This window comes from Vreelandella profundi (assembly GCF_019722725.1).
Classification (GTDB): Bacteria; Pseudomonadota; Gammaproteobacteria; order Pseudomonadales; family Halomonadaceae; genus Vreelandella; species Vreelandella profundi.
Window position 1 is genome coordinate 2,129,203 of record NZ_CP077941.1, and the last position, 26,037, is coordinate 2,155,239.

Annotated in this window: 25 protein-coding genes; 6 read left to right on the top strand and 19 right to left on the bottom strand. The window is 53.2% G+C overall.

The genetic code is table 11. From position 1 onward, the window contains the following. Positions 1-5: 5 nt before the first annotated feature. The 11 genes from sufD to KUO20_RS09855 all read right to left on the bottom strand — a co-directional run bounded on the left by sufD (position 6) and on the right by KUO20_RS09855 (position 8,686). Positions 6-1,346 (bottom strand): Fe-S cluster assembly protein SufD, encoded by a 1,341-nt coding sequence (gene sufD / locus KUO20_RS09805; protein WP_235039700.1) that lies wholly within the window; start codon positions 1,344-1,346, stop codon positions 6-8. Beyond that, positions 1,343-2,092, bottom strand: coding sequence for a Fe-S cluster assembly ATPase SufC (gene sufC / locus KUO20_RS09810; protein ID WP_235039701.1), 750 nt, complete (start codon positions 2,090-2,092; stop codon positions 1,343-1,345). The genes sufD and sufC overlap by 4 nt, the downstream gene beginning before the upstream one ends. 73 nt (positions 2,093-2,165) lie before the next feature. Next, positions 2,166-3,608, bottom strand: a complete 1,443-nt coding sequence (sufB, locus tag KUO20_RS09815; RefSeq protein ID WP_235039702.1) for a Fe-S cluster assembly protein SufB — start codon at positions 3,606-3,608, stop codon at positions 2,166-2,168. A gap of 72 nt (positions 3,609-3,680) precedes the next feature. Next, positions 3,681-4,151 (bottom strand): SUF system Fe-S cluster assembly regulator, encoded by a 471-nt coding sequence (locus tag KUO20_RS09820; protein WP_235039703.1) that lies wholly within the window; start codon positions 4,149-4,151, stop codon positions 3,681-3,683. Positions 4,152-4,482: 331 nt separating this feature from the next. Further along, positions 4,483-4,824, bottom strand: coding sequence for a zinc ribbon domain-containing protein YjdM (locus tag KUO20_RS09825; RefSeq protein ID WP_235039704.1), 342 nt, complete (start codon positions 4,822-4,824; stop codon positions 4,483-4,485). Positions 4,825-4,937: 113 nt separating this feature from the next. Continuing rightward, the gene (locus KUO20_RS09830; RefSeq protein ID WP_235039705.1) at positions 4,938-5,414 is read right to left on the bottom strand and encodes a YbhB/YbcL family Raf kinase inhibitor-like protein; all 477 of its coding nucleotides are present in this window, start codon (positions 5,412-5,414) and stop codon (positions 4,938-4,940) included. Between the two features lie 36 nt (positions 5,415-5,450). Continuing rightward, positions 5,451-6,017, bottom strand: coding sequence for a hypothetical protein (locus KUO20_RS09835; RefSeq protein ID WP_235039706.1), 567 nt, complete (start codon positions 6,015-6,017; stop codon positions 5,451-5,453). Positions 6,018-6,040: 23 nt separating this feature from the next. Then, on the bottom strand, positions 6,041-6,415 hold the full coding sequence (locus tag KUO20_RS09840; RefSeq protein ID WP_235039707.1) for a thiol-disulfide oxidoreductase DCC family protein: 375 nt from the start codon (positions 6,413-6,415) through the stop codon (positions 6,041-6,043). Between the two features lie 91 nt (positions 6,416-6,506). After that, the gene (locus KUO20_RS09845; RefSeq protein WP_235039708.1) at positions 6,507-7,817 is read right to left on the bottom strand and encodes an arsenic transporter; all 1,311 of its coding nucleotides are present in this window, start codon (positions 7,815-7,817) and stop codon (positions 6,507-6,509) included. 110 nt (positions 7,818-7,927) lie between these two features. Continuing rightward, the gene (gene arsC / locus KUO20_RS09850) at positions 7,928-8,329 is read right to left on the bottom strand and encodes an arsenate reductase (glutaredoxin) (protein ID WP_235039709.1); all 402 of its coding nucleotides are present in this window, start codon (positions 8,327-8,329) and stop codon (positions 7,928-7,930) included. A gap of 6 nt (positions 8,330-8,335) precedes the next feature. Further along, positions 8,336-8,686 carry an ArsR/SmtB family transcription factor gene (locus KUO20_RS09855; RefSeq protein ID WP_235042460.1) on the bottom strand — a complete coding sequence of 117 codons (351 nt, stop codon included), beginning with the start codon at positions 8,684-8,686 and terminating at the stop codon, positions 8,336-8,338. A gap of 175 nt (positions 8,687-8,861) precedes the next feature. Between KUO20_RS09855 and KUO20_RS09860 the strand changes: the two genes are divergently transcribed. Both KUO20_RS09860 and KUO20_RS09865 read left to right on the top strand, forming a co-directional pair. Then, on the top strand, positions 8,862-9,080 hold the full coding sequence (locus KUO20_RS09860; protein ID WP_235039710.1) for a beta-barrel domain-containing protein: 219 nt from the start codon (positions 8,862-8,864) through the stop codon (positions 9,078-9,080). 395 nt (positions 9,081-9,475) lie between these two features. After that, positions 9,476-10,564, top strand: coding sequence for a histone deacetylase family protein (locus tag KUO20_RS09865; protein WP_235039711.1), 1,089 nt, complete (start codon positions 9,476-9,478; stop codon positions 10,562-10,564). Positions 10,565-10,661: 97 nt separating this feature from the next. Here KUO20_RS09865 and fadA read toward each other — a convergent pair whose 3' ends face one another. Both fadA and fadB read right to left on the bottom strand, forming a co-directional pair. Beyond that, positions 10,662-11,840 (bottom strand): acetyl-CoA C-acyltransferase FadA, encoded by a 1,179-nt coding sequence (gene fadA / locus KUO20_RS09870; RefSeq protein ID WP_235039712.1) that lies wholly within the window; start codon positions 11,838-11,840, stop codon positions 10,662-10,664. Positions 11,841-11,863: 23 nt separating this feature from the next. Further along, the gene (gene fadB / locus KUO20_RS09875; protein ID WP_235039713.1) at positions 11,864-14,050 is read right to left on the bottom strand and encodes a fatty acid oxidation complex subunit alpha FadB; all 2,187 of its coding nucleotides are present in this window, start codon (positions 14,048-14,050) and stop codon (positions 11,864-11,866) included. Positions 14,051-14,280: 230 nt separating this feature from the next. Between fadB and KUO20_RS09880 the strand changes: the two genes are divergently transcribed. Then, positions 14,281-15,426 carry a DUF5924 family protein gene (locus KUO20_RS09880; RefSeq protein ID WP_235039714.1) on the top strand — a complete coding sequence of 382 codons (1,146 nt, stop codon included), beginning with the start codon at positions 14,281-14,283 and terminating at the stop codon, positions 15,424-15,426. An 85-nt stretch (positions 15,427-15,511) separates the two neighbouring features. Further along, positions 15,512-16,051 carry a transcriptional regulator SlyA gene (gene slyA / locus KUO20_RS09885; RefSeq protein ID WP_235039715.1) on the top strand — a complete coding sequence of 180 codons (540 nt, stop codon included), beginning with the start codon at positions 15,512-15,514 and terminating at the stop codon, positions 16,049-16,051. On the opposite strand, the gene KUO20_RS09890 is transcribed toward slyA, so the two are convergent. Next, positions 16,030-16,599, bottom strand: coding sequence for a preprotein translocase subunit YajC (locus tag KUO20_RS09890; RefSeq protein WP_235039716.1), 570 nt, complete (start codon positions 16,597-16,599; stop codon positions 16,030-16,032). The genes slyA and KUO20_RS09890 overlap by 22 nt on opposite strands. Before the next feature lie 153 nt (positions 16,600-16,752). On the opposite strand from KUO20_RS09890, the gene KUO20_RS09895 reads away from it, so the two are divergent. Beyond that, positions 16,753-17,205, top strand: coding sequence for a universal stress protein (locus tag KUO20_RS09895; protein ID WP_235039717.1), 453 nt, complete (start codon positions 16,753-16,755; stop codon positions 17,203-17,205). A gap of 61 nt (positions 17,206-17,266) precedes the next feature. On the opposite strand, the gene KUO20_RS09900 is transcribed toward KUO20_RS09895, so the two are convergent. After that, positions 17,267-19,183 (bottom strand): ATP-binding cassette domain-containing protein, encoded by a 1,917-nt coding sequence (locus KUO20_RS09900; RefSeq protein WP_235039718.1) that lies wholly within the window; start codon positions 19,181-19,183, stop codon positions 17,267-17,269. A 152-nt stretch (positions 19,184-19,335) separates the two neighbouring features. Between KUO20_RS09900 and KUO20_RS09905 the strand changes: the two genes are divergently transcribed. After that, positions 19,336-20,349: an AraC family transcriptional regulator gene (locus KUO20_RS09905; protein ID WP_235039719.1), complete on the top strand. Its 1,014-nt coding sequence runs from the start codon at positions 19,336-19,338 to the stop codon at positions 20,347-20,349. A gap of 48 nt (positions 20,350-20,397) precedes the next feature. On the opposite strand, the gene KUO20_RS09910 is transcribed toward KUO20_RS09905, so the two are convergent. Genes KUO20_RS09910 through KUO20_RS09925 form a run of 4 tightly spaced genes read right to left on the bottom strand, consistent with a single transcriptional unit; the run spans position 20,398 to position 26,035 of the window. Next, a complete protein-coding gene (locus KUO20_RS09910; RefSeq protein ID WP_235039720.1) occupies positions 20,398-22,050 on the bottom strand; it encodes a fatty acid--CoA ligase in 1,653 nt (550 codons plus the stop codon). A gap of 40 nt (positions 22,051-22,090) precedes the next feature. Next, the gene (bktB, locus tag KUO20_RS09915) at positions 22,091-23,278 is read right to left on the bottom strand and encodes a beta-ketothiolase BktB (RefSeq protein WP_235039721.1); all 1,188 of its coding nucleotides are present in this window, start codon (positions 23,276-23,278) and stop codon (positions 22,091-22,093) included. A 46-nt stretch (positions 23,279-23,324) separates the two neighbouring features. Then, positions 23,325-24,485 carry an acyl-CoA dehydrogenase family protein gene (locus KUO20_RS09920; protein WP_273543233.1) on the bottom strand — a complete coding sequence of 387 codons (1,161 nt, stop codon included), beginning with the start codon at positions 24,483-24,485 and terminating at the stop codon, positions 23,325-23,327. Then, entirely contained in the window at positions 24,482-26,035 is a 1,554-nt protein-coding gene (locus KUO20_RS09925) for a fatty acyl-CoA synthetase (RefSeq protein ID WP_235039722.1), read from the bottom strand. Before KUO20_RS09925 ends, KUO20_RS09920 begins: the two co-directional genes overlap by 4 nt. Positions 26,036-26,037 lie beyond the last annotated feature (2 nt).

Below are 26,037 nucleotides of genomic sequence, written 5' to 3' on the forward strand. Positions count from 1 at the left end.
TTGAACTAGTCGTTGAGTGCGACGGCGGCTTCAACAAGCCCAGCAAGATTGAAGCGCTCTGGTAGCTTACCGGCAACGGCTAGCTCGACGCGCTCTGCAATCTCATCCAGGGTTACTTTGTCCAGCACTTCACCGGCAAACGCGAGCGTCAACAGTCCACGCGCCGTGGCTTCATCAATACCGCGCGTGCGCAGTGCGTAAATAGCATCTTCATCCAGCTGGCCCGTGGTCGTGCCGTGAGAGCACTTAACGTCGTCAGCGTAGATTTCAAGCTCAGGCTTGGCATCAATGTGAGCGCGATCAGACAGCAGCAGGTTTTTATTGCTCTGAAAGCCTTCAATTTTTTGACTATCGCGCTTCACATACACTTTGCCGTTAAATACGCCGTGGGCGCGGTCGTCCAAAATACCCTTGTAGTTCTCATTAGAGAACGTCAGCGGCGCATTGTGGTTAACCTTGGTGTGGTTGTCGACGTGCTGACGACCCTGTCCAAAGAACAAGCCATAGAAATTGGTTTCTGCCCCTTCACCATTCAAATCACTGATGAGGTCGTTACGCACCAGCGCACCGCCCAGGCTCAAGTTGTAGGAGGTATAGCGCGTATCGCGCGCCTGCTCGACGTGAATGCTCGCCACGTGCAGATCACCCAGCGGCGCTTCTTGAAGCTTGTAATGCGCCATTATCGCGCCACGATCAAGCATGAGTTCGGCAACCACGTTAGTGAAGTTAGCCGCATCGCTTTCGCCTGCGTAGTGCTCAATCAGCGTCGCTTCGCTACGGCCACCGGCTGTAACCAGCACTCGAGGATGACTCATGACCGGTTTACCCGCACGAGACAGAAACTGTAGAAGAATCGGCTTCTCAACGATCGTTCCCGGCGCAATACGTACCACCGCGCCCTCTTCCATAAACGCCGTGTTCAGCGCAGCAAAGGGTGAAAAATCCACGCCAGTGAGACGGCCAAGCGGGCCACCTACCGCTTCATGATTTTCAGCAAGTGCTTTGGAAAGCGGCAGCACCTGCACGCTTGAGGGCAGCGATCCAACGTCCGACAGTGCTGACGAAAAAACGCCGTCAACGAAGGTCAAGCGGTAGGCATCAATTGGCAGCGTCAGGGCAGCGGCACTGGCTTGTGAGAACTCAGCATTATCCGCAAGCGCAAAGTTGCCCTGCGCAATTGAGCGCACATCCGTATACTTCCATTCTTCATCACGGCGGGTAGGAAAGCCCAGCGCTTCAAAGCGCGCAGCGCCGGCCTGGCGACGGGCAGCAATCCACGTCGGCTCCGCTTTATAGCGAGCGCTGCGCGCCTTCAGCGTATCTAAAAAGATTTGTGTATCGCTCATGCAACAGACTCCTCGATACCTTCATAGCCGTTGGCCTCAAGCTGCTTGGCCAGCTCAGCGTCGCCGGTTTTCACGATGCGACCATCGACCAAGACGTGAACTTTATCAGGCACGATGTAATCAAGCAGGCGCTGATAATGCGTGACCAGCAAGATGGCGCGATCGTCAGCTCGCATGCTGTTGACGCCATCGGCGACGACCTTCATCGCATCGATATCGAGACCTGAGTCTATTTCATCCAGCATGGCAAGCTTGGGCTGGAGCACCAGCATTTGCAGAATCTCGTTGCGCTTTTTCTCGCCGCCCGAAAAGCCTTCGTTAACGGCGCGCTGCAGGAAGCTTGCATCCATTTTCATAAAGCCTAGCTTCTCTTTCACTAGCTTCATGAACTCAGGTGCAGGCATTTCACCTTCACCGCGCGCGACACGCTGGGCATTCAGAGCAGACTTCAGCAGGTAAATATTTTTAACCCCTGGAATCTCAACCGGATACTGGAAACCCAACAGCAGGCCGGCCTGGGCACGCTCCTCAATCTCCATTTCCAGCACATCTTTGCCTTCAAAAGTAATCGTACCCTGGGTAACTTCGTAGCCGTCTTTACCGGCGATAACTGCCGACAGTGTCGATTTACCCGCGCCGTTCGGCCCCATGATAGCGTGCACTTCACCCGCGTTAATGGTTAGGGTGAGGCCTTTAAGAATTTCTTTGTCTTCGACGGTGACGTGTAAATCTTTCACTTGCAACATATTGATTACCTTTTGATTCTGGCGAGTCGCCGCGGCGACACTCATAAATTAACTAGGATGAACAGCGAGACGCTTAGCCAACTGCGCCTTCCAGGGTCACGTTCAGCAGCGCTTCGGCTTCTACAGCGAACTCCATGGGCAGCTCTTGGAAAACGTCTTTACAGAAACCATTGACGATCATGCTCACCGCATCTTCTTCTGAAATACCGCGGCTCTTGCAGTAGAACAGCTGATCTTCACCAATTTTTGATGTGGTCGCTTCGTGCTCAATGGTCGCCGTGCTGTTGCCAATTTCCTGGTAAGGAAAAGTATGCGCTCCGCACTTATCACCGATCAGCAAAGAATCACACTGGGTAAAGTTACGCGCGCCTTTGGCACGTGGCCCGATTTTAACCAGACCTCGATAGGATTGGTTGCTCTTGCCCGCCGAAATGCCTTTAGCGACGATATAAGAACGGCTGCCTTCGCCAATGTGAACCATCTTGGTGCCGGTATCCGCCTGCTGGCGACCGTTAGTCACTGCCACGGAATAAAACTCGCCGATACTGTCTTTGCCGCGCAGCATACAGGAAGGGTATTTCCAGGTAATCGCGGAGCCGGTCTCGACCTGCGTCCAGCTAATCCGTGAACGATCACCGCGGCAATCGCCACGCTTAGTGACAAAGTTATAAATACCGCCTACGCCATTTTCATCGCCGGGATACCAGTTCTGCACGGTGGAATATTTGATATAAGCATCATCCAGCGCAACAAGCTCTACGACTGCCGCGTGAAGCTGGTTTTCATCGCGCATCGGCGCGGTGCAACCTTCTAAATACGACACTTGTGCGCGGCTTTCACAAATAATCAGAGTGCGTTCAAACTGGCCGGTGTTAGCCGCGTTAATACGGAAGTAGGTAGACAGCTCCATCGGGCAAGTGACGCCTTCAGGAACAAACACAAAGGAGCCATCGGTAAACACCGCTGAGTTCAGCGCCGCAAAATAGTTGTCCGCCACGGGAACGACCGTGCCCAAATACTGTTTGATCAGCTCTGGGTAGTCGCGAATGGCTTCTGAAATCGAGCAGAAAATAACGCCCGCTTCGCCCAGCTCTTTTTTGAACGTTGTGGTGACGGAAACGGAGTCAAACACCGCGTCTACCGCAACGCCAGCAAGCGCGGCGCGCTCATGCAGCGGAATACCCAGCTTTTCATAGGTTTCGAGCAGCTTGGGATCTACCTCATCCAAACTCTGCGGGCCATCTTCAGGGCGTTTTGGCGCACTGAAATAGGAGATCGACTGGTAGTCAATCGGCGGATAATCAAGATGTGCCCAGGAAGGAGCTTTCATCTTCAACCACTGGCGATAGGCATCAAGGCGCCACTCCAGCATCCATTCCGGCTCGCCCTTTTTATTCGAAATAAAGGCGATGGTATTTTCATCAAGGCCAGGTGGCAGGGTGTCGCTTTCAATATCCGTTACAAAACCATCTTTGTATTCGCGACGAACCAACTGTTCCATTTCTTCGCTTGCCATGGTGATACCCTCCGGGCAGTTGGGTGGCGAGTTCGGCTCGCCGTCAAAATGAGTAAGGCCTGTTTTACGCCGCTAATAAGAAGCAGGCGCTGTCGACAGGCTGATCGTTTGAATAGGCAGTTGCACCGGCAGTTTGATCGGCGCTGTATCAGCCAGATGTGCGAGCGTTACGCTTTCTAGCAACGTTCGCATTGCCAGTGAAACCCGCTGCCAGTTGTCTGCCACACCGCAAGTAGCCACAAGTTCGCAGTCGCCTTCTGCCTGACTGCATTCGGTCATGGCGACAGGGCCTTCGATGGCCGCAATAATGTCAGCGGCGGTAATCTGCGACGCCGGTCGCGCTAGGCGATAGCCGCCTTGCGATCCTCGCTGGGACACAAGTAAACCGGCGCGCACCAGCATTTTGAGCGTTTTGCTCACCGTCGGGTGTGGCAACTGCACGGCATCCGCTAACTCTGCCGCTGCATGCGATGCCTGAGAGTGACGGGCAATTTGCGCCATCACCACAGCGGCATAGTCTGTCAGCCGAGAAAGCTTGAGCATGTCACTCCCCTTCATGTACTTAACACGCAGCCGATCAAATGAACGCCACGTCAATTGAGGACCATTTTAGTCCTGTATAAATTTGATGTGAAGCCCTTGAGCAAAATGGTTAGCAATTTGCGCGAAATATAAGCACGTTCGGCGCTGATAGCATCAAAAACAACAATCATTATCATTTAAAAAAGCTATTAGTGTCTTTTACACTCACCCATGGTTTTGCACATGACCTTCGGAACGCAATGCTCAGCATGGCTACCAGATGATTGGGAGTAAAAAAATAGCCTCTTGAAATCAAGAGGCTATTTTTTAATAACATTTGGAAGCAGTGAGCTTAGGCCTTTTTAACAAACTCAGATTTCAGCTTCATCGGACCGATGCCATCAATTTTACAATCGATGTCATGATCACCTTCTACCAGGCGGATGCTTTTGACTTTTGTGCCTACCTTAACGACCAGTGAGCTGCCTTTTACTTTTAAATCCTTAATCACCGTTACGCTATCGCCATCGGCCAACGCATTGCCATTGGCATCACGCACGCCGGATGCGTCATCAGCGCTCTCTTCTTCTGCTACCTTTGACCACTCGTGACCGCACTCCGGGCACACGTATTGCAGCCCATCATCGTAGCTAAATTCAGAGGCACAGGCAGGACAGTTAGGAAGATCACTCATCAGACGACTCCATCACTCAGCAAACACGAGAGCGCATATAAGCTCTCGTGTATAGGGATTCAGAAAGCGATGGAGCCTACACGGCCTACGCAAAATGTCCAGCCGCTAGCAAATCAATCGCGCTGGTAAGTACCTACCAAGCGATTCATGCCCAGCAGGTGTGGCTCTATCTCGTTGAGCAACTCAGCTTGGGTTAGCCCTGCTGGAAGCGACGTTTGATGATCTAACGCCAGCACCCAGAAATAGTAGAGATGTTGGCCATGCCCTTCTGGGGGCATCGGGCCACAGTAGCCGCTATTGCCGCGATCATTCACGCCTGCGGTGCCCACGGCCGTGTTCTCCGTTAATTCTTGAATATCTCCAGGTAAGTTGTAGAGCACCCAGTGAATAAAGCCATAGCTGCCTTCCTTAACCAAAGGGGCGTCCGGATCGTGGCATATCACTGCAAATCCTTTAGTTCCTTCAGGGGCATCTTGCCAAGCTAGCGCAGGAGAAACATCTTCACCTTCACCGGAGTGTTTGGAAGGAACCGCTTGGTGATTAGCAAAAGCTGCGCTGGTAACTTGCATGGTTGAAAGTGCAAAGGCCATCGTTCTCTCCTGAATAATCTTAATAATAGTGGCGTATTAGCGATCAAGCTGCATTGAGTGACGTTGCCACCACTGCTGGGCGATAGCGACGTTATCAGCGTTATATGCAGGGTCTAGCACCACTCCCAGCTGAATATACTCACCGCTGGTTCGAACCATAAGTTGCGGGTCCTGCGTAGCGAGCTGCAGCGCATAGAGCGCCAGCGTCAGCTCATACGGGTCGGCAGTATTCAAACGAGTAAACAGCAAAGAAATCGCGGGAAGACCTATTTCGCCCAAACGCTCGGCGGCAATATAATAAGGCCGCCGGTCACCATAGCCACCGTAGCTGGTCACAAAGCGCCTATCCGCTAAACGGCTAACGTAGTAGGACGCCTCCTCTTCTGGGCTGATAAACAGAGGCGGCACCCAGTCACTTGCCATCCCGGTAACGGGCATCGTATTCATGCCCGTCTCGCTTGGCACAGGCTGCGCGGTGGTTTGCGGCGCCTCACTCTCGGGCTGAATGGGGGAAGGCGCCGGACGCTGCCCGCCGGCACAGCCTGCTAACATCAGGCTCCCCCCTATTCCTACCACCCACATCCGTAGTGAACTTCGCTGCATTGCCAGGCATCCTATGCTAGTGCTTAAGTGGGCCAGCGGCCCTGTTTTTGTAGGCGGCGTTTTACCCACCTATCGTAAAAGGCACGAACGCCCGGTTTTATTCCTGGCAGGCCAAGAACCCAGGCGACAGGCACCAGTAATGAAATACGCTTCATTAGTACACGATAGGCATCAATGCCTTCTATCAGCTCGCCCTGCGCAGTTTCGATATGCAGCGAGCGCAGCGCCATGGCAGGATCAACGCCCTTATCTCTTAGCGCCTGCTCATTCTCGCTGACATCAAGCCAGCCGATGTCATCCGCCTCTTGCCCTAACCAACGCTCATAGCGGCGCCGCTCTTTACGGCAAAGCGGACACTGCGCGTCGTAAAAAATGTTGATAGATGTCTTACTAGGCATGATCAGCTCTCAGCGTTAAGACACTCGCCATGTTAAAACATTTAAGTAGTGTCTTCACTCTAGCAGTCTCGCCATAGTAAGCACTATATGCTTACGCGGCGGGCAGCATGGGCAGCCATAAAGCCAGGGCGATCAAGGCCGCCAACAGTACTGGCGGCGTAATCAATAAGCCAATCTTCATGTACTGGCCCCAGCCAATTTTGTATCCCTTGCCCGCTAGCACGTGCAGCCATAGCAGGGTAGCGAGACTGCCGATGGGGGTGAATTTTGGCCCCAGATCATTACCAATGACGTTAGCGTAGATCATTAACTCCTGAGTTCCCGCCGGCAATTTCGCCTGTTCAATCGCCAGCGCCCCCACCAGTGTCGAGGGCATATTGTTCATTACCGAGGCCATAGTGGCGGAAAGGAAGCCGGTGCCTAAAGTGGCGATAAAGTCACCCTGCTGCGCCAGCCACTCAAGCGCCAAAGCGCCATAATTCGTCAGCCCTGCATTACCCAGGCCGTAGACAACGAGATACATGCCGATTGAGAACAATACTATCTGCCAAGGGGCACCGCGCAGCGCACCCGTTACGGAAACGACTGCCCCCCGACCCGCTTGCCACCAACGTCCGGCAATAGCCATCAACAGGACAGCACCCGTTCCCGTCACAAACGCGATGGGAATTCCTAACGGGGCAGTCACAAAATAGGCAATAAGCAGCACCGCTAGCAATGGGAATGCTACGCGAAATACGAGGGGATCCTTGATGGCTGAAACCGGCACATCAAGATTTTCGACGCTATAACGTGTAGGAATGCGGCGACCAAACGCAATCCAGAGAACGATCATCGTTGCCGCCAGCGACACTAGGTTGACCGGCACCATAACCGCAGCATAACGATCAAAGCCGATATCAAAGTAGTTGGCACTAACAATATTCACAAGATTGGAGATCACCAGCGGCAGGCTTGCGGTATCGGCGACAAAACCCGTTGCAATAATGAAGGCGAATGCCGCAGGCGGCTCAAAGTTAAGGCGTAACAAGATAGCGATCACAATGGGTGTTAGCAGTAAGGCCGCGCCATCGTTAGCAAAGAATGCTGCAATGATTGCACCCAGTATAACGACTAACGGGAAGAGAAAATGCCCGCGCCCATTGCCCCAGCGCGCAACATGTAACGCCGCCCAGGCAAAAAATCCCGCCTCGTCTAGAAGCAGGGAAATGATGATTAACGCTACAAAGGTGAAGGTCGCATCCCAGACAATATCCCATACCACGGCGATATCGGATAAATGCACTACCCCCACAAGCAATGCGATTAGAGCACCGCCCAGCGCACTCCAACCGATACCCAGCCCTTTAGGCTGCCATATCACCAGAACCAGAGTGATGACAAAAATAGCTAGTGCCAACATGGAATGACCTTCGTCAGTGAGTGTTTGTTTAGCCCCATGGGGAATCTTTGCGCTTTCAGCGCGTATCGAATAAGCACTTGCACGATAAGTCGAGTGATTTATCAGAGCTTTTACTCTACGCGCACAACCTCACCGTCTTCTTTAGTAAATATCGCCGCCGGGCTAGCCAATAAATCGAGTACGCACTCTGAAGGCCGACACAGCCTTGCGCCTTTAGCTGTAACGACAATCGGGCGATTGATCAGAATTGGGTACGCGATCATGGCGTCTATCAGCTGATCATCGCTTAACGCTAGATTTTCTAGATTGAGCTCTTCAAACGGAGTGCCCTTACGACGCAACAACTCTCGCGGAGCAATCGCCATCATTGAAATCAGCTCAACTAGTCGTTCACGACTCAGCGGTGTCTTGAGATACTCGACCACTTCAGGCGTCTCGCCTGAGGCTTCGAGCATTGCTAGCGTATTACGGGAGGTGCCGCACGCGGGGTTGTGGTAAATCGTCGTATTCAACGCCTTTCACTCCTGACCTTCATTGATGGAACATTCATTGAATGTCGCCCAAAACGGCTCACACACGTCTGGATGGCCTGCACAGCAATCATGAATCAGAAAGTTAATCGTTTGCTGCATGTGCCTCAGACTGGCGCGGTAAATAATTGATCGGCCCTGCCTACGCGATACAATCCAACCCGCCCGCGATAGCACCGAAAGATGTGCAGACATCGTGTTATGTGGCACAGATAGCTGACGGGCAATGTCACCCGCAGGAAGGCCTTCGGGTTCATGACGTACAAGCAGCCGAAACACCTCAAGGCGCGTACCTTGAGACAGCGCGGCAAAACTATCGGTAGCGTTTTTAATTTCCATATGTCTAGAGTAATGGACATATTTCAATATGACAATTTTTCCTTTGCGTATTTTCCAGATCTGGCCACTCCAAGAAAAAGCCTGCGAGGCTGAATGAACAGCTCGCAGGCTTTATTTTTGTTTTAGTGCCTTTAACCAACGCCTATCCAATGTCATCGATGGCGAAGTCATCCACGTGAGTGCCAATAGCTTTGAGGACGAGGCTACCCGGGCACGTTATTACAAAGTGCGCCTGCGCGTTACCACCTCGGGCGAAGAAAATATGACTGAGTCCATGAAGCTACTCGCTGGCATGCCGGCCGAAGTGATGCTGCGCACCGGCGAAAGAAGCTTTTCAAGCTACATAGCTAAACCCCTAACCGACATGCTGGCCCGAGCCATTCGTGAGGATTAGGTTATAGAAGCGCTAACTGCCGCCAGGCTTTTGCCCTGAGTAGGTCGACCACTGCCCAGCGATAGAAGCATCGCTTCAATTGGCGTTTTCATAATGCCCGTCATCACTAGCGTGTTACACAAGGTGCCGCACGCCGGATTATGATAGATAGCTTTTTACAAACACTGACTCCTTTAAAAGCATCTTCAATCAAGTCTCTTCACACAAGCATTTGCCTATCTAGTAGAAAAAACTGCATTAGCCCAGCACTTAACGCTGAAAGTGGCATTGAATAACCCCGCCTAGCCTGCCTTACTGTCAGTAAGCATTTCGTGCGCATTGCAGGATAGGACGACGTTACTATTCTCTGTTCGCACAACCGCTATTATCCAATGCACGCATTCTAGGTAGCCATTATGCACAATGTCATTGCTTTATATGATGATCGCGTACTTGCTCACGAACCGAATATCGACGCCGAGTTCTTGCCCCATCGAATCGACAAAAGAGTTAGGAACCTGCTGGCAGGCCTTCCGGGGCCGTGGAAATATCCTGAACACCCTGGGCGGTTAACCGCTATCCAAGAGCTGCTTGAAAAAGCGCCCATCGAAGGACTTAAAATCGAAGGCGGCAAAGCGGCCACCCATGAACAGCTCGCCAGGGTGCATACCACGTCTTACTTAACCGACATTTTCAGCTTACGCGGTAAAAATGCCTGGCTGGATGTCGATACCACGGCCGTTTCGCCGGGCAGCGTAGATGCGGCTGAAGTCGCGGCGGGTACGGCGATTGCGGCGGTAGAAGCCGTGATGGAAAAGCGCGCTAAAAGTGCGTTTGCACTCGTACGTCCACCTGGGCATCACGCGGAGCCCGTTCGCGCGCGCGGGTTTTGCTTGTTTAATAATGTGGCCGTTGCGGCTGCGCATGCGCGAGCGGCACTGGGCTGTGAACGCGTACTGATCGTCGATTGGGATGCTCACCACGGCAACGGTACTCAGGATATCTTTTGGGCAGAACCCGACGTGATGTTTTTCGACATACATCGCGCCGCGCCTTTCTACCCAGGCTCAGGTCATCTTGAAGAAGTCGGTGCGGGGTTAGGCGAAGGCACCACTATTAACGTTCCTCTGCCCGCGGGTGCCGGCGATGAAGCATATCTCAAAGCATTTCGTGACATTCTGGCACCGGCTGCAGCGTGGTTTAAGCCCGACATTATTTTAGTGTCTGCGGGCTTTGATCCTCACTGGCACGATTTAGCACTTAACGTTTCCTACGCAGGATTTGGCGCGCTAACCGGTTTCATGCAACAACTGGCAGAGCAGCACTGTGAGGGCCGCTTAGTTTTTGTATTAGAGGGTGGCTACAACCTGGAATCATTAGCCAACGGCACCCGAGCCGTGCTGGCAGTACTAGCCGGCAATACCGTTCCTGTGCCCGACACCTGTGGTATTGCAGAAGTTGAAGCGGCGGCTAACTTTCATCGCACGGCCTTTCAACCCGAATGAAAAATTCGTTTAAATAACGACGCTTTAAAATAAAAACGGCACCTGATACGGTGCCGTTTGGTTTGAAACTAACAATGCGCTGATGCTGGCCTAGCCTTCATTTCAGCCGTTCAAACACTGTGGCTACACCCTGCCCCATGCCAATACACATGGTAGCGAGGCCCAGGGTCGTATCACGCTGCTGCATGACGTTAAGCAGCGTGGTGCAAATGCGTGAGCCTGAGCAGCCTAACGGATGGCCTAGCGCAATAGCGCCGCCGTTGAGATTGACCTTATCGTCAAGCGCATCCAGAAAGCCTAAGTCCTTGAGTACCGGAATGCCTTGAGCAGCAAATGCCTCGTTAAGCTCAACGGTTTCAATATCCGCGGACGACAGGCCCGCTGCTTTAAGCGCCTTCTTCGATGCGGGCACCGGGCCATAGCCCATAATCGATGCATCGCAACCAGCCACACCGGTTGATAGCACACGGGCGATGGGCGTTAAACCAAGCGCCTGCGCACGTTCATAGCTCATAACCGCCATCGCTGAAGCACCGACAGACAACGCCGATGAGGTGCCCGCCGTGACGGTGCCGTTACGTGGATCAAACACGGGTTTCAGGTTCGCCATAGATTCGAGGGTGGAGTCGCCACGAATAACCTCGTCACGCGTCACCATCACTTTAAAGCCCCGCTGATCATGGCCTTCTACGCCGATAATCTCATTATCAAAATAGCCCTTTTCCATCGCCGCCTGGGCGCGCTGATGGGAGCGCACGCCGAACTTATCCTGCTCTTCCCGCGAGACGCCGTGCATTTTGCCCAGCAGTTCGGCAGTTAACCCCATCATCATCGCCGCTTTGGCCGCGTACTTACTGGCCGCCGGGTTTACATCAACGCCGTGTGCCATGGGCACATGCTCCATGTGTTCAACGCCGCCGATGATGAAGAAATCGCCCATGCCCGCTTTAATATTCGCAGCGGCAATGTGTAGGGCCGTCATTGAAGAACCGCACAGACGGTTTACCGTTTGCGCAGGAACCGAGCGAGGAATGCCGGTCATTATTGCTGCGTTACGAGCAATATTCATCGACTGCTCAAGCGTTTGGTTCACACAGCCCCAGATCACATCGTCTACTTCTGACGGGTCTAGGTTGGGGTTGCGGGTAAACAGCGCCTGCATCGCAGCAGCGGATAGGTTCTCAGCGCGAACGTTGCGAAAAGCACCATGCTTGGCTTTCGCCATGGCGGTACGAACACCGTCAACCACCACAATATCTCTCGGACTCAAACTCATCTTTTATCTCCTATGCGTGGTGGTTAGGCTTGGTTGGCCGGCTTATCGCTGGAATAGAATAATTCGCCGCTTTGCGCCATCTGACGCAGCTTGTCGGTGGGCGCGTACAGCGGCCCCAGCTCGTCAGCCAAGCCTTCTGCCAATTTGACGAACGCTGCCACGCCCATGGCGTCAATGTAGCGCAGCGCGCCACCGCGGAACGGTGGGAAGCCGATGCCATAAATCAGCGCCATATCGGCTTCCGCTGGCGTCGCGACAATGCCATCTTCCAAACAGCGTACGGTTTCCAAGCACAGCGGCACCATCATGCGCGCAATGATGTCTTCGTCAGAAAATTCCTTATGCTCTTTCACCACCTCTTTAATCAGCGCGTAAGCGGCTTCATCGGTTACTTTCTTAGGCTTACCTTTTTTGTCTTCCTCGTAAGCGTAAAAACCTTTGTCGTTCTTTTGACCCAGGCGGTCATTGTCATACATGACCTGGATAGCGGTTTTGCCATCACGCGCCATGCGATCAGGGAAGCCTTCGGCCATGACGTCATTGGCGTGTACGGCGGTGTCTAAGCCCACCACGTCAAGCAAATAAGCCGGACCCATAGGCCAACCGAACTTCTCCATCACTTTATCAACGTGCTGGAAGTCAGCGCCCTGCTCGACCAGAAAACTAAAGCCGCCGAAATACGGAAACAGCACGCGATTAACTAAGAAACCGGGGCAGTCGTTAACCACAATCGGCGTTTTTCCCATCGCGCGCGCATAGGCCACGGTGGCTGCCACGGCGGCATCAGTCGTCTTTTCACCACGAATCACTTCCACCAGCGGCATGCGGTGAACGGGGTTAAAAAAGTGCATACCGCAGAAGTTTTCTGGACGCTTAAGATTCTCTGCCAGTCGATTAATCGAAATCGTTGATGTATTAGAAGTCAGAATGGTGTTTTCGCTCACCGCATCTTCAACTTCAGCTAGCACCGCGCCTTTTACCTTGGGGTTTTCAACCACCGCTTCGACAACGAGATCAACGTTCCCAAAATCACCATAGGAGAGCGTTGGTCGAATATTGGTCAGTTTCTCCGCCATCTGCTCAATCGTTAGCTTTTTACGCTCGACCTGCTTGGCAAATAGCTTGCGCGCTTCTTTCAGGCCTAGCTCAATCGCGTCATCCTTGATGTCTTTCATCAGGATGGGCGTGCCTTTAGACGCGCTCTGATAAGCGATACCGCCGCCCATAATGCCGGCACCCAGCACCGCCGTTTGTTTCACCGGCTGTGCCTGTTTCTCATAACGGCTGGCTTTCTTTTTAACCACTTGGTCATTAAGAAATAGGCCTACCAAGTTGAACGCCACGCTGCTCAGTGCAAGCTTGGCGAACGCTTTGGCTTCAATTGCCTGGGCACGGCCACGCTCTTCACCCGCCCCTTTCTGAATGACTTTGATGGATTCAACCGGCGCGGGATAATGCGGCCCGGCTTTTCCGGCAACAAAGCCCTTAGCGGTTTCAAACGCCATCATCTGCTCAATGGGGTTAAGCTTCAGCGGGCTGGTTTTTTCCAGACGGCGTGCTTGGTAATCCAGCTCGCCGGTATTGGCACGGTCTAGAATGTCGAACGCCGCTTCTTCTAACTGTTCCGCAGTGACAACCGCATCGACAGCACCTACTTTAAGCGCCGCATCGGCGCGGTTTTCGGTGCCACCTGCAATCCACTCAATGGCATTGTCTGCGCCGATCAAACGAGGCAAACGAACGCAGCCTCCCCACCCGGGCAGTATACCTAGCTTAGTTTCTGGAAGGCCGATCTTGGCGGTTTCACTCATCACACGAAAATCGGTGGTCAGCAGAACCTCACAACCGCCGCCAAGCGCCAGCCCGTTGACCGCCGTGACTGTCGGGAAAGGCAGGTCTTCAATCGCGTTAAAAATATCGTGAACCTTAAGGTTCATCTCGACGAGGTATTCTTCGCCTTTATCAAAAAGGGTGTGGAACTCGGTGATATCGGCGCCTACGATAAATGCGTCTTTACCACTAGCGATGACTAAGCCTTTCAAGCTGTTTTCAGCCTGAATAGCCTTCACCGCGTCAGCGAGCTCCGCGACAACAGCGCTAGAAAGCTTATTGACGGACTCATCCTTCAAATCGAAAGTGAGCATTGCGATATCATTCCCGCTAGGGGTGTCACGACGTGTCACCGTGATGGCATTGCCTTGGTAGATCATCCGCGTTCTCTCCACTTTTCGGGCTGGCTCTGAAAAGAGAACCTGCCACACTTTTATACGATTTTCATACGGCCGTTTGATTACCTTAGCTTGGTTGAGATGCCTAAGCACGTCAAGCCCTGACTTTCGGCTAATAAATCAATTAATCCAGGCCGGGATTCGCAGTAGATCAGCGCTAAGCCCGGCAGACTGTTAGAATCACCCATCTTTCATCATCCAGGTTACCTTGTATGGGCACACTGCTCACGCCTTCTCGCATTGCCTCGGCTCAGCGGCGTATTGAAAGTATTGTCGTACGCATAAAGCCTTGGAGCTGGTTATGGCCGCCGATGGCCTTTGCCGCAGGCCTGGGAAGCTTTTTTCTAGTAGATCGTCAGCAGTGGCTAGGCGCGGCGTTGGCGCTTGGGCTACTGTTCGCCTGGACATTGCTATTATCAGAAGGGTTAATCAGTCGCTGGCTATCTCACCGAGGCCACCCCACGCCGCCTCGGGGCGTGGCCACGTTTATTGCACAGATGATTCACCAAGAAACGCTTTTCTTTACGCTGCCGTTTATTTTAGTCACAACGGTTTGGAATAGTGGGCAAACGCTCTTTGCGATATTGGTTGGCGGCATGTCCTTGTTGTCTATCATCGATCCGCTATATTTCAAAGTAGCCGAACGCTGGCGCAGCCTCTACTTTATGTTTCATGCCCTGTGCGTGTTTCTAGTGTTGCTGGTCACACTGCCTATCATGGTACATCTGACCACCGGTCAGAGCTTGCTGCTAGCACTTAGCATTACTATTGTGGTGGCGCTGCCTAGTTTTTGGCATTTATTAAAGCGGCGTTCGCTGAAACGCTGGTGCCTGTTTTTTGCACTAACGTTAATACTCGTCTATGGCGCTTGGATAGGCCGCATATGGGTACCGCCTGCCAGTTTATGGATGACCAGCAGTGCACTGTCGCCCTCGTTCAATATTGAACAGCGGCTACCTCAAGGTTCAATAACGCTAACGCCGCAGGCGATTAGTGAAAACGGACTTTATGTTTATACGGCCATACGCGCGCCAAGGGGATTAAGTGAAACCATTACCCATGCTTGGCATCATAATGGTCAGCCCATGGACGTGGTGAAACTAAACATTAGCGGTGGGCGCGAAGAGGGGTATCGTGCTTGGAGTCATAAGCAAAACTTCCCCGATGACCCCACTGGCGATTGGCGCGTCGATATTATGACAGACAGCGGGCAGCGCCTTGGCTTGATACGTTTTGAAGTCTCAGAGGACAGCCAAATCGCCTCTAAAGCCGATGCACAAATACGCCCCAGCGGTCTAAGTGGATTGCGTCTGGGACATTTCGTGCCCGGCAGTTCTAACAATACCGAGGATGAATAAGCAGATTGATTGACTCAATATCTTGCATTCAGCGGCGTAGCTTATGACAATTCGCCTATACACACTTATTGGTAGCTAGTTGCTTATGGCTTCATCTATTGGTTTTCGCCTTTCTCGTTTGCCACATCTATGGCGCTCAATCCTAGATCGGCGACTTGCCCCGCTGGGCTTAACGCAAACCCGCTGGGTAACGCTCTATCACCTGTGGCGCTTGGGTGAGGGGCATCCCCAGTGTGATCTTGCCCGGGTTATTGGCGTGGAGGCACCTTCACTGGTGCGCACGCTAGGCCAGCTTGAAGAACAAGGGTTAGTTGAGCGGCGTGCCTGCGACAATGATCGACGCAGCAAGCGTATCTATTTAACGCCTGCCGCTATGCCATTACTGGAAAAAATTGACAGCGTTGCTAAAGAAGCCCGCAAAGAGATATTGCAAGGCCTAACGGATGAAAACCTTCAGCAGCTAGATGAGTGGCTGATCCTGATTGAATCAAACGGACTGGCAATTCAAGCGCGCGATCAGGATGGCTCTGAAGAAAACGGTCTTGAAGAAAACTGCCCTGAAAAAAATAATGCTAATGTCGACTGCACTCAAGAAGAGGTTCTTCAAGACAAGCCCACGTCGTGAGGCTTCGCCTCTCTGTTGCCAGGCTGCTGTTTAAAACCGAGCGGCCTGGTAATGGGCCGATCTGCATAGCCACGCAGCGCATCTCTTAATTGCTCGAACTCTGGCAAGTAGGTCGCAAATCGTTCCGCCGTTTGCGACTCCCACCACCATAGCGTCAACGTATATTCGGTAGATTGCACCACTAGCGCATCCAGTGGCAGGCGTTCCAGCAATGTTTTTAAAGGCGCCGTAGCGCTGTCGGGCAATGGGCGCAGTGGCGCCACTCGCCAGCGCCAACCGGCATGGAAAGGCGCTAATGCCTCGCTGGCATTGCTATCTCTTACAAGCAGAAAATCCGGCCCGGAGTCGTCTTGTGGATAGTGCCAGCGATAAGCAGGCATCGTGCCTTTAAAATGATGAAGTGGAGGCTTTTCCATCTTAATAGTCACGCCTTGACGGGCGATCTGCGAGCGAAGCAGCGCGTGGCGCTTTTGCCGCGGGCTCGGCTTTAACCACATCACGGGCGCAATGACAAACATCGCAATACCGACAATAATTAACCATTCCATCTCTACATTTCCTTCAACATAGGCCACACTAACTAAGCTAACCTAAAAAACCATGACATAGGTCGTTGTTAAGTAACGCTACGCCATCTAAAGTAAAGGCCATCATCATCGTACAAAGAGCCCCTTTGTAACCCACTGCCAAGGAGATACGCCATGAGCTATCACCACATTTTAGTTGCCGTTGACCTAACCAAAGACTCGCACAAAATTCTTGAGCGCGCCGTCGTCATTGCCGAGCGTAATGACCGAGCTAAAATATCCATCATGCACACGCTTGAACCGCTTGGTTTTGCCTATGGCGGCGATATCCCGATGGACCTTACCAGCATTCAAGACCAGCTGGATGAGCATGCTAAAAAGCGCTTGGCTGAAATTGCCGCTCCGCACGTGCCTGAACCCCATCAGCATGTGGTAGTGGGTATGCCCGACACCGAGATTCATCGCTTTGCCGAAGACCATGACGTGGATTTGATTGTCGTAGGCTCCCACGGCCGCCATGGCTTTGCCCTGCTGCTGGGCTCAACCTCAACCGGTGTACTTCATGGCGCCCAGTGCGATGTCTTAGCCGTTCGCGTCGGCAAGAAAGGTGAGAAAACCGACGAGTAATCAAGCCCGCTTTATCAAGAACAAAAAAGGCGCCCATGAGGCGCCTTTTAATTTATCGGGCCTACTCCCCTGCGGCCATTGCCTCAAGCTCCATCCAACGCTCCATCGCTGTTTCTAACTGCTTTTGCACGGCTTCTAGCTGCTGCAACTTAGCCGCGACGGCGTCGGCGTCCTGCTGATAAAACGCTGGGTCACCTATCGCGTTCTCTAACGTTTCTACCTCGCTCTCAAAACGCTCAATATCAGCGGGCAGCGTATCTAACTCACGCTGCAAATTGTAAGAAAGCTTGACGCTTTTTTTGGCAGGTGCCGCCGTGGCTTCAGGTGCTTTTTTAGCCACCTCTGAGGTCGGTTCAGTACGCTGACGTGCCGCCCCTTCCCAAGGCGCCGGCGGTAGCTTACCGCCCTGACGAATCCAGTCGGTGTAGCCGCCCACATATTCACGCACCACGCCCTCACCTTCAAAAGCCAGCATGCTAGTGACGACGTTGTCCATAAAGGTACGATCGTGGGATACCAGCAGCAGCGTGCCATCGAAATCGAGCAGCAGCTCTTCAAGCAGCTCCAGCGTTTCCATATCGAGGTCGTTGGTGGGCTCATCGAGGACTAATACGTTGGCAGGCTGGGTAAATAGCTTGGCAAGCAGGAGCCGATTGGATTCACCACCGGAAAGTGCTTTCACCGGCTGGCGTACCCGCTCAGGCGTGAACAAGAAATCCTGCAGGTAGCTCATGACATGGCGATCTTTACCGCCAACGCTCACCCGATCACTGCCCTGAGCAACGTTATCGTAGACCGTTTTGTCTAGTTCAAGCCCGGCGCGCAGCTGGTCAAAATAAGCCACCTTCAGATTGGTACCCATCTGAACGCTGCCCTCGGTGGGCTCAAGCTCGCCCAACAGTATTTTCAGCAGCGTGGTTTTACCCGCCCCGTTGCGTCCTAAGAAGCCGATTCGGTCGCCACGCAGTATTTCGAGATTCATGCCACGCAGCACAACGTCATCACCAAACCGCTGGGTAACGCCTTTCAGTTCCACGATACGCTTACCGGTGCGCTCACCGCGGTCTACCGTCAAGTTGGCATTGCCTTGGCGCTCACGGCGCTGGCTGCGCTCATTGCGCATGGCTTCTAAGGCCCGCACGCGGCCTTCATTACGCGTACGCCGCGCTTTGACGCCCTGACGAATCCAGACTTCCTCTTGCGCTAACTTTTTATCAAACTCGGCATTCTCACGCGCTTCAACTTCAAGCTCGTGCTGCTTGCGGGCTTGATACTCAACGTACTTACCGGGATAGCGACCCAGCTGACCACGGTCTAGCTCCAGAATACTGGTTGCCAGCTTAGATAAAAATGCCCGGTCATGGGTAATCAATAGCACGGCGCCGTTAAACGACAGCAGCTGCTCTTCTAGCCAGGCAATGGTGTCTAAGTCCAGATGGTTAGTCGGCTCATCGAGCAGCAGCAAATCAGGCTCAGCGACTAACGCGCGGGCAAGCGCTACGCGCCGCCGCCAGCCGCCGGAAAGCGCGCTCATTTGCGCCTCAGGCGGTAAGCCTAAGCGGGTTAATACGGTATCAATACGCTGGTGATACGACCAGCCGTCAATGGCTTCCAGGCGCGTTTGCAGCGTGGCCATGCGGTCCATATCAGGATCAGGATCATTGATAAGATGATCATACTCAGAGAGCAGCTCACCGGCTTCGGGCAACCCTTGGGCGACCATATCGAAAATAGTGAGGCCGGATGACTCCGGCAACTCCTGGGCGAGCACGCCGATTTTGAGACCAGGGGCGCGCCAGATGGAGCCATCGTCGGGTAAAATATCGCCCGCTACCAGTTTTAGCAGGGTGGACTTGCCGGTGCCGTTGCGACCGACCAGCGCCAGCCGTTCGCCTTTTTCAACCGTCAGATCGGCGCGATTGAGCAGTACATGGGTGCCATAGGCGAGTTGCAGCTGTTCGAGTCGTAACAGGGCCACGCGGAGTCCTCCTTAATCATAAGGCGCACAGTGTAACGCATGCGCGCGCCGAGGGGGTGGAACCTATGGAGCGAAAACTGACAGCGTGGTAACGTTTTGCCAATGCACAACAACAATTCGTCGATAAGACTCTTTCCATAGGCAGCCCGCCAGTGACGGTTACCGTCTCGATGCATTTTGTAAATGAGCTATTTAAAGGCTTACCAGTGACCGCAACGCCACCCACTCGCTATCTTGAACGGGCTGGGATCTCGCCCTTTTTACTCGCCGCGCCTCACGGTCGAGTAACGGTTGAGCAGTTTGCCGAGCTATACCGTTTGTTGGTAAATGAATTAGACGATGAAACGCCCGGCTTTTTTGCCCGCCCGCTGCGCGGTGGCACGTTAAAGCTACTGTGTTTAACGATGCTGGACGCACCTAATCTGCAGGTGGCGCTGCATCGCTACACGCAGTTCTTCCGCATTTTGCTTGATGACTTTGGCTACGTGTTTACGCTGGAAGGAGATCTAGCCCGCATGGCTCTGGTAGAGCATGCGCCCTTGGCGGGGAGCAGAACCTTAATTCATGAGCTGATGCTCAAGCTCTTTCACGGCATCGCATCATGGATGATTGCACGTAAAATACCGCCGATTTTAATGGAGTGTGCCTACGCCCTGCCGCCACACAGCGCTGACTATTTGTACTTTTATCCTGGCACTGTTCGCTTTGAGAAGCCTCAGACCGCGATTTATATTGATCGGGCTTGGCTTGATCATCCTATACGTCAAACCAAAAAACATCTGGGCGCCTTTTTAAAGCGCGCCCCGGCGGATTGGTTTTACGTCTCATTTGCGGATCGCCTGCTGGCGCATCGTGTGCGGGAACACCTTTCACGTGATCTCGTCAATGCAGGCACGGTGCACAGCGTCGCCGGAGCACTGAATATGTCAGCGCGCACATTAGCTCGGCATTTAAAACAGGAAGGCACTCACTTTCAGGCCGTTAAAGATGAGTATCGGCGCGATTACGCCGTTCAGGCGCTTACCTGCAGTCAAAAGCCGCTCATCAGTATTGCCGAAGCATTAAGCTTTGAAGACTTGGCCTGCTTTAGCCGCGCGTTTAAAACCTGGACAGGCAATTCGCCCGCCGCGTACCGTAAAGCTCGCACGGCGGGCAACCTTCACTGATCGCGCGACAGGTGCTTTAGACTTTAGACACTCTAAACTTTAGATACTCTAGACTTCGCTACGAATACGTTTTTTATCCAGCTTACCCACACTTGTTTTGGGTATTTGATCGACGAAACGGATCATGCTCGGAATAGCCCAGCGTCTGAGCTTTCCCTGCGTGACAAACTGCTCTAGAAATGCCTGTACAGCTTCCACCGTCGGCGGGTTGTTAGCGTCGACCGCTACGGCTAATGCAGCCGGGCGCTCTCCCCACTTGTCATCGGCGATACCGATCACGGCCACTTCGGCAATCCCTGGGCACTGGCTGATATAACTTTCAAGCTCTAGCGATGAGAGCCACTCGCCGCCCGTTTTAATAACATCTTTGATGCGATCACTAATGGTTAGAAAGCCACGTTCATCGAGTGAACCTACATCCCCGGTGTGTAGCCAACCATCGCGCCATAGCTCAGCACTGCGCGCCTCTTCTTTAAAGTAGGCCTGAGTCAGCCAGGGCGACTGGACGCGCACTTCACCGATGCTTTTACCATCTTGCTGTAGCGGCTCACCGTTGGCATCTACAACCTGCAGCTTAACCAAAGGAATCGGCAGCCCCGCTTTACAGCGCCAGGGCAGTTGGGTCGCAAAATCGGCGGCGGCGATATCCTGGGGCAAAATCCCGGCGGTCAGCATTGGGCAGGTTTCCGACATGCCATAGGCGCTGCGCGTATCAATGCCAAGTTCCCAGGCCTTGTTTGCCAACGATTGCGTTAGCGCACTGCCACCCACCAGCACCTTCCAACCGGTGAGATCAATTTGTTTTGAGGCAATCGCCTCAGCGCTGACCACCATATTTAATAGCGTCGGTACACAGTGTGAAAAATCGACCTTTTCACTAACCAGCAGTTTCACCAGCATTTCTGGCTCGTAGCGACCCGGATAGACCTGGGTAGCCCCCATCAGCGTAGCTGTATAGGGCACGCCCCAGGCATGCACGTGAAACATGGGCGTAATGGGCATATACACCTTGTCTCGATTCAGTAGCTCAAAACCTGGCGCTTGGAACGCACTCGCCTCGCTTAAGGTGTGTAATACCAATTGGCGATGAGTAAAAAACACCGCTTTTGGATTGCCCGTGGTGCCCGTCGTGTAGAACAAGGTCGCCACGGCGTTTTCATCAAAACTAGCAAACGCATAGTCAGTGGGCTGCTCACTTAACAGAGATTCAAACTCACCAACAATAGGAAGAGTGGTATTAATAGCCTGTGACGTTTCTTGGCAAAGCAGGTAGCCACGCACTAAGGGAAGCTTGTCGGCCAGCGGCTCAATCAGCGACATGAACTCTTCATGCACGATAACAAAGGCGTCTTCGGCATGCTCCATGGTGTAAAGAATTTGCTCCGGCGCCAGGCGTACGTTGACCGTATGCAGCACCGCGCCAATCATTGGAATCGCAAAAAAGCACTCTAGATAACGATGGCTATCCCAATCTAACACTGCCACCACATCTCCCGCTTTAACGCCTTGCGCAGTCAGTACGTGGGCCAGTTGATGGACTCGCTCGCGAAAATGCCCGTAGTCGTGGCGGCTTTGGTCTTGATATACGATTTGATTATCACCGGCCATGCGAACCCCCGCGTCCAGTAAGTCACCAATCATTAACGCGGGATTGATGGCCGACGCGGTTGCCGGTAAAATTTTTGGTGTGATCGTGGACATGACAACTCCTTTTCGCTTGTTCTTGTTGCGGCGAGCTTCATTAGCAGCGCTCAATTAGCAGCGCGATGCCTTGACCGCCGCCAATACACAGCGTAATCAAGCCATAGCGACCGCTAATACGCTCTAACTCATACAGCGTTTTGAGGATCAAAATAGCCCCCGTCGCACCCACCGGATGGCCTAGCGCAACCGCCCCACCGTTAGGGTTGAGTTTTTCCAGTGGAAAGCCCAGCGTCTGCGCCACCGCCATTGCTTGAGCAGCAAATGCCTCGTTTGATTCAATCACATCAATATCATGAATGCTAAGACTTGCCTGCTGCAGGCAGCGCTTTACTGCGGGAATCGGCCCTAAGCCCATAAGCGAGGGCTCAACACCCGCCATCGTGGCTACCCGTAGGCGTGCCCGGGGCACCAGCCCGCGCCGCGTCGCTTCATCACTGTGAGCAAGGACAAGCGTTGCCGCGCCGTCATTAATGCCCGACGCATTGCCTGCGGTTACCACACCGTCCTTTTGAAAGGCAGGCTTCAGCCGCGCTAAATCGCCTAGTTGGAGACCTTCGCGTACGTGTTCATCCTGACAGAAACGCACCGTCTGCTTACCTTGGCTTATTTCTATCGGTACAATTTGCGCATCAAAGCGGCCTTCCGCTATTGCTCGAGACGCCTTTTGGTGGCTTTCAAGAGCAAATTGATCCAGCTGCTCACGGGTAAACCCATACTGTTTAGCAATGTTTTCTGCGGTGCATCCCATATGGCCGCTACCAAAAGGATCGCTAAGTATGCCTAAGGTTAAGTCCTGGATGCCCATATCGCCCATACGCACACCGTTGCGCGCTTGAGGCGGTAGCAAATAGGCCCCGCGAGACATGGATTCAGCACCTCCCGCTAACGCCAAACGACTATCGCCTAAAACGATCTGCTGCGCGGCAGACACCACGGCCTGAACACCCGACCCACACAGCCGGTTAACGTTGAAGGCGCTGGCTTCTTTGGGTACACCAGCATCCAGCGCAATATGCCGCGCTAAATAGGCGTCTTGAGGGCCTGTGGTAATGATGTGGCCGAAAACAGAATGATCAATATCTGTCCCCTCAACACCAGAGCGCCGCAATGCCTCTCTAGCGGTTATCGCCCCTAGTTCAGATGGCGCCATGCTGGAGAGAGACCCGCCAAAACCGCCAATAGCGGTGCGCACACCCGCTAAGATCACGACATCATCCAGCCGCATAGGTATTTCCTCATGTCTTAACTAACTGATTCTTAGCAACGCTTTATTAGCGACTCGGTGAGTCCACTTTGCCAAGCAGCGAGCGTGCAATAACTTCTTTCATGATCTCTGAGCTGCCGGCATAAATAGTCTGCACTCGTGCGTCTCGATAAAAGCGTGAGATAGGATATTCCTCCGTGTAACCGTAGCCGCCAAACAGCTGCAGGCAACGGTCCACCGCTCGGCACTGCAGCTCACTGAGCTGCAGTTTTAAAATCGCGGCATCGGTGCTGCTCATTGTCCCTTGGCGGTATTTTTCGAGGCAATGTTCGAAGTAGGCGCGCGCCACGTCTAGCTGGGCCTTTATATCAGCCAGGACAAAACGGGTATTTTGAAAATCAGCCACGCGTTGCCCGAACGCGTGGCGCTGTTCTACATACGTTAAGGTGAGCGCTAACGCGCCCTCTACTGCGCCCAAGGCTTGAGCGCCAACGCCGAGACGTTCACGCGGCAGCTCCTGCATTAAATAGCGAAAACCGGCGCCCTCTTCGCCCAGCAAAGCACCATGAGGCAACTGAATATGATCAAAGCTAAGTTCGGCGGTATCGCTGGCGTGCTGGCCGATTTTTTTGATTGGCTTACCGCGTGCAAAGCCCGGCAAATGCGTATCGACTAAAAACAGAGAAACGCCTTTGGCGCCAGCGGAAGGATCTGTTTTTGCACACACAATCACCACGTCAGCAAACTGGCCGTTGGTGATAAAAATTTTGCTGCCGCTTAACTCCCAGCCTTCATTAGTGCGCTTCGCGCGGGTTTTCATCGATGCCAGATCGCTACCGGCATGGGGCTCAGTCATGGCAATAGCACCGAGAATTTCGCCACGGGCCATGGCTGGCAGCCACTGCTCACACTGTGAGTCAGTGCCTAACGTTTGCACATAAGGCATAACGATATTGGCGTGAATATTATAAGCGCTGGCTAAGCCACCAAACCCCTGGCGAGAAAGCTCTTCCAGCACGAGCTGGGTAATCGCAATATCGGCCTCTGACCCACCGTTTTGTTCATCCAGATCAATACCCAGCAAACCTGCAGCGCCTAACGCATGCCACAACGAACGGGGGATTTCGCCTGCGGCCTCCCACTGATCGTAAAACGGTGCTACTTCTTTCGTGAGACAGCGCTTAATCATGCTGTAGAACAGTGCGCTTGCTTCCTGGCCCACGCTCATGGCTTAAGCTCTTGACGTAGATGGCGCTTGAGAATTTTTCCAGCAGTGCTCTTGGGTAACGCATCGGTAAAGACAACGTGCTTAGGCACTTTATAAGGCGCCATTAACGTTTTGGCGTGATGGATCAGAGCTTCTTCGCTTACCGACTGGCCTTCTTTTAGAACCACCACGGCGGTGATAGCTTCAATCCACTTCTCATCCGGCTGGCCGATGACAGCCACTTCCGATACCGCAGGGTGCTTAAAGAGCCCCTCCTCTACTTCACGGCTCGCCACCAGTACGCCGCCGGTATTGATCACATCTTTAATGCGATCGACGACATAAAGATAGCCTGCTTCATCGAAGTAACCCACGTCGCCAGAATGAAACCAGTCTCCCTGGAAGGCTTCTTCAGTCATCGCCGCTTTGTCCCAGTAACCGTTCATAAGCTGGGGTGAGCGGTGGACAATCTCGCCATGTTCGCCGGAAGGTACGTCGTTCATGTCAAGATCGACGATGCGCGTTTCCACCGTCAAGATGGGCCGCCCGGCGGAAGCCGGCCTCGCGGCATGCTCTTCTGGACGCAGTACGGTCGCCAGCGGTGCAATTTCACTCTGCCCATAGCAGTTATAAAGGCCTACGCCCGGTATGCGCTGCTGCAGTTCCTCAAGTACCGGCACCGGCATAATCGAGGCACCGTAATAGGCTTTGTTGAGAGCGCTCAAGTCAAAGCGGTCAAATTCAGCATGGCGTAGCAGGCTGATCCAGACCGTTGGCGGGGCAAAAAATGACGCGATCTGGTAGTTAGCCATGGCGCTTAAACATAGCTCAGGAAGCGGTGCTTCAAGCAAATAGACGGAAGCACCCAATAACAGCGCGGGCATTAGAAAGACGTGCATTTGCGCTGAATGGTAAAGCGGCAGCGCAGCGAGCATGGCGTCATTGCCTTTAATATCCAGCTCGACCATGCAGGCCATATATTCGGCCATTAACGCTTGATGGGTCATCATGGCGGCTTTTGGCGCAGCGGTGGTGCCCGAGGTATAAAGCAGTTGAGCTAGGCTGGCACCATCGACATCAACGTCTGGCTCTTGGCTATGTTCGGCCGATGTGGCATGACTCAGCACGTCAAAACCGCCGGCATCACTCTCCTGCTCAGCGTGCAGCGTTCCCAACAGGGCTAAATTCAATCCCTCTGCCGCGGCATTCACTTTGTCAGCAAGGCTCATATCACTTAGCAAGCCCGTGGCACCCGACTGCTCAAGAATGTAGCGCAACTCTTCGCCGCTTAGCGCAAAGTTAATAGGCACGTGCACTAAACCTGCCTTGGTAGCTGCCAGCCAAGCAATCACATAAGCGTCAGAGTTTTTGCCATAAACGACCAATCTATCACCTGGTACGAGGCCTGCTGCCAGCAGGCCATTAGCCACCCGATTGGCGGCTTGACTGAGCTCACGATAGCGCCACTGACGTTCACCAAATACCAGTGCCAACTGATGCGGATACTTTCGAGCGCTGCGACTTAAAGCGGCCCCAATACTATTTTGCTGAATAATAGACGGTTCAGACATGC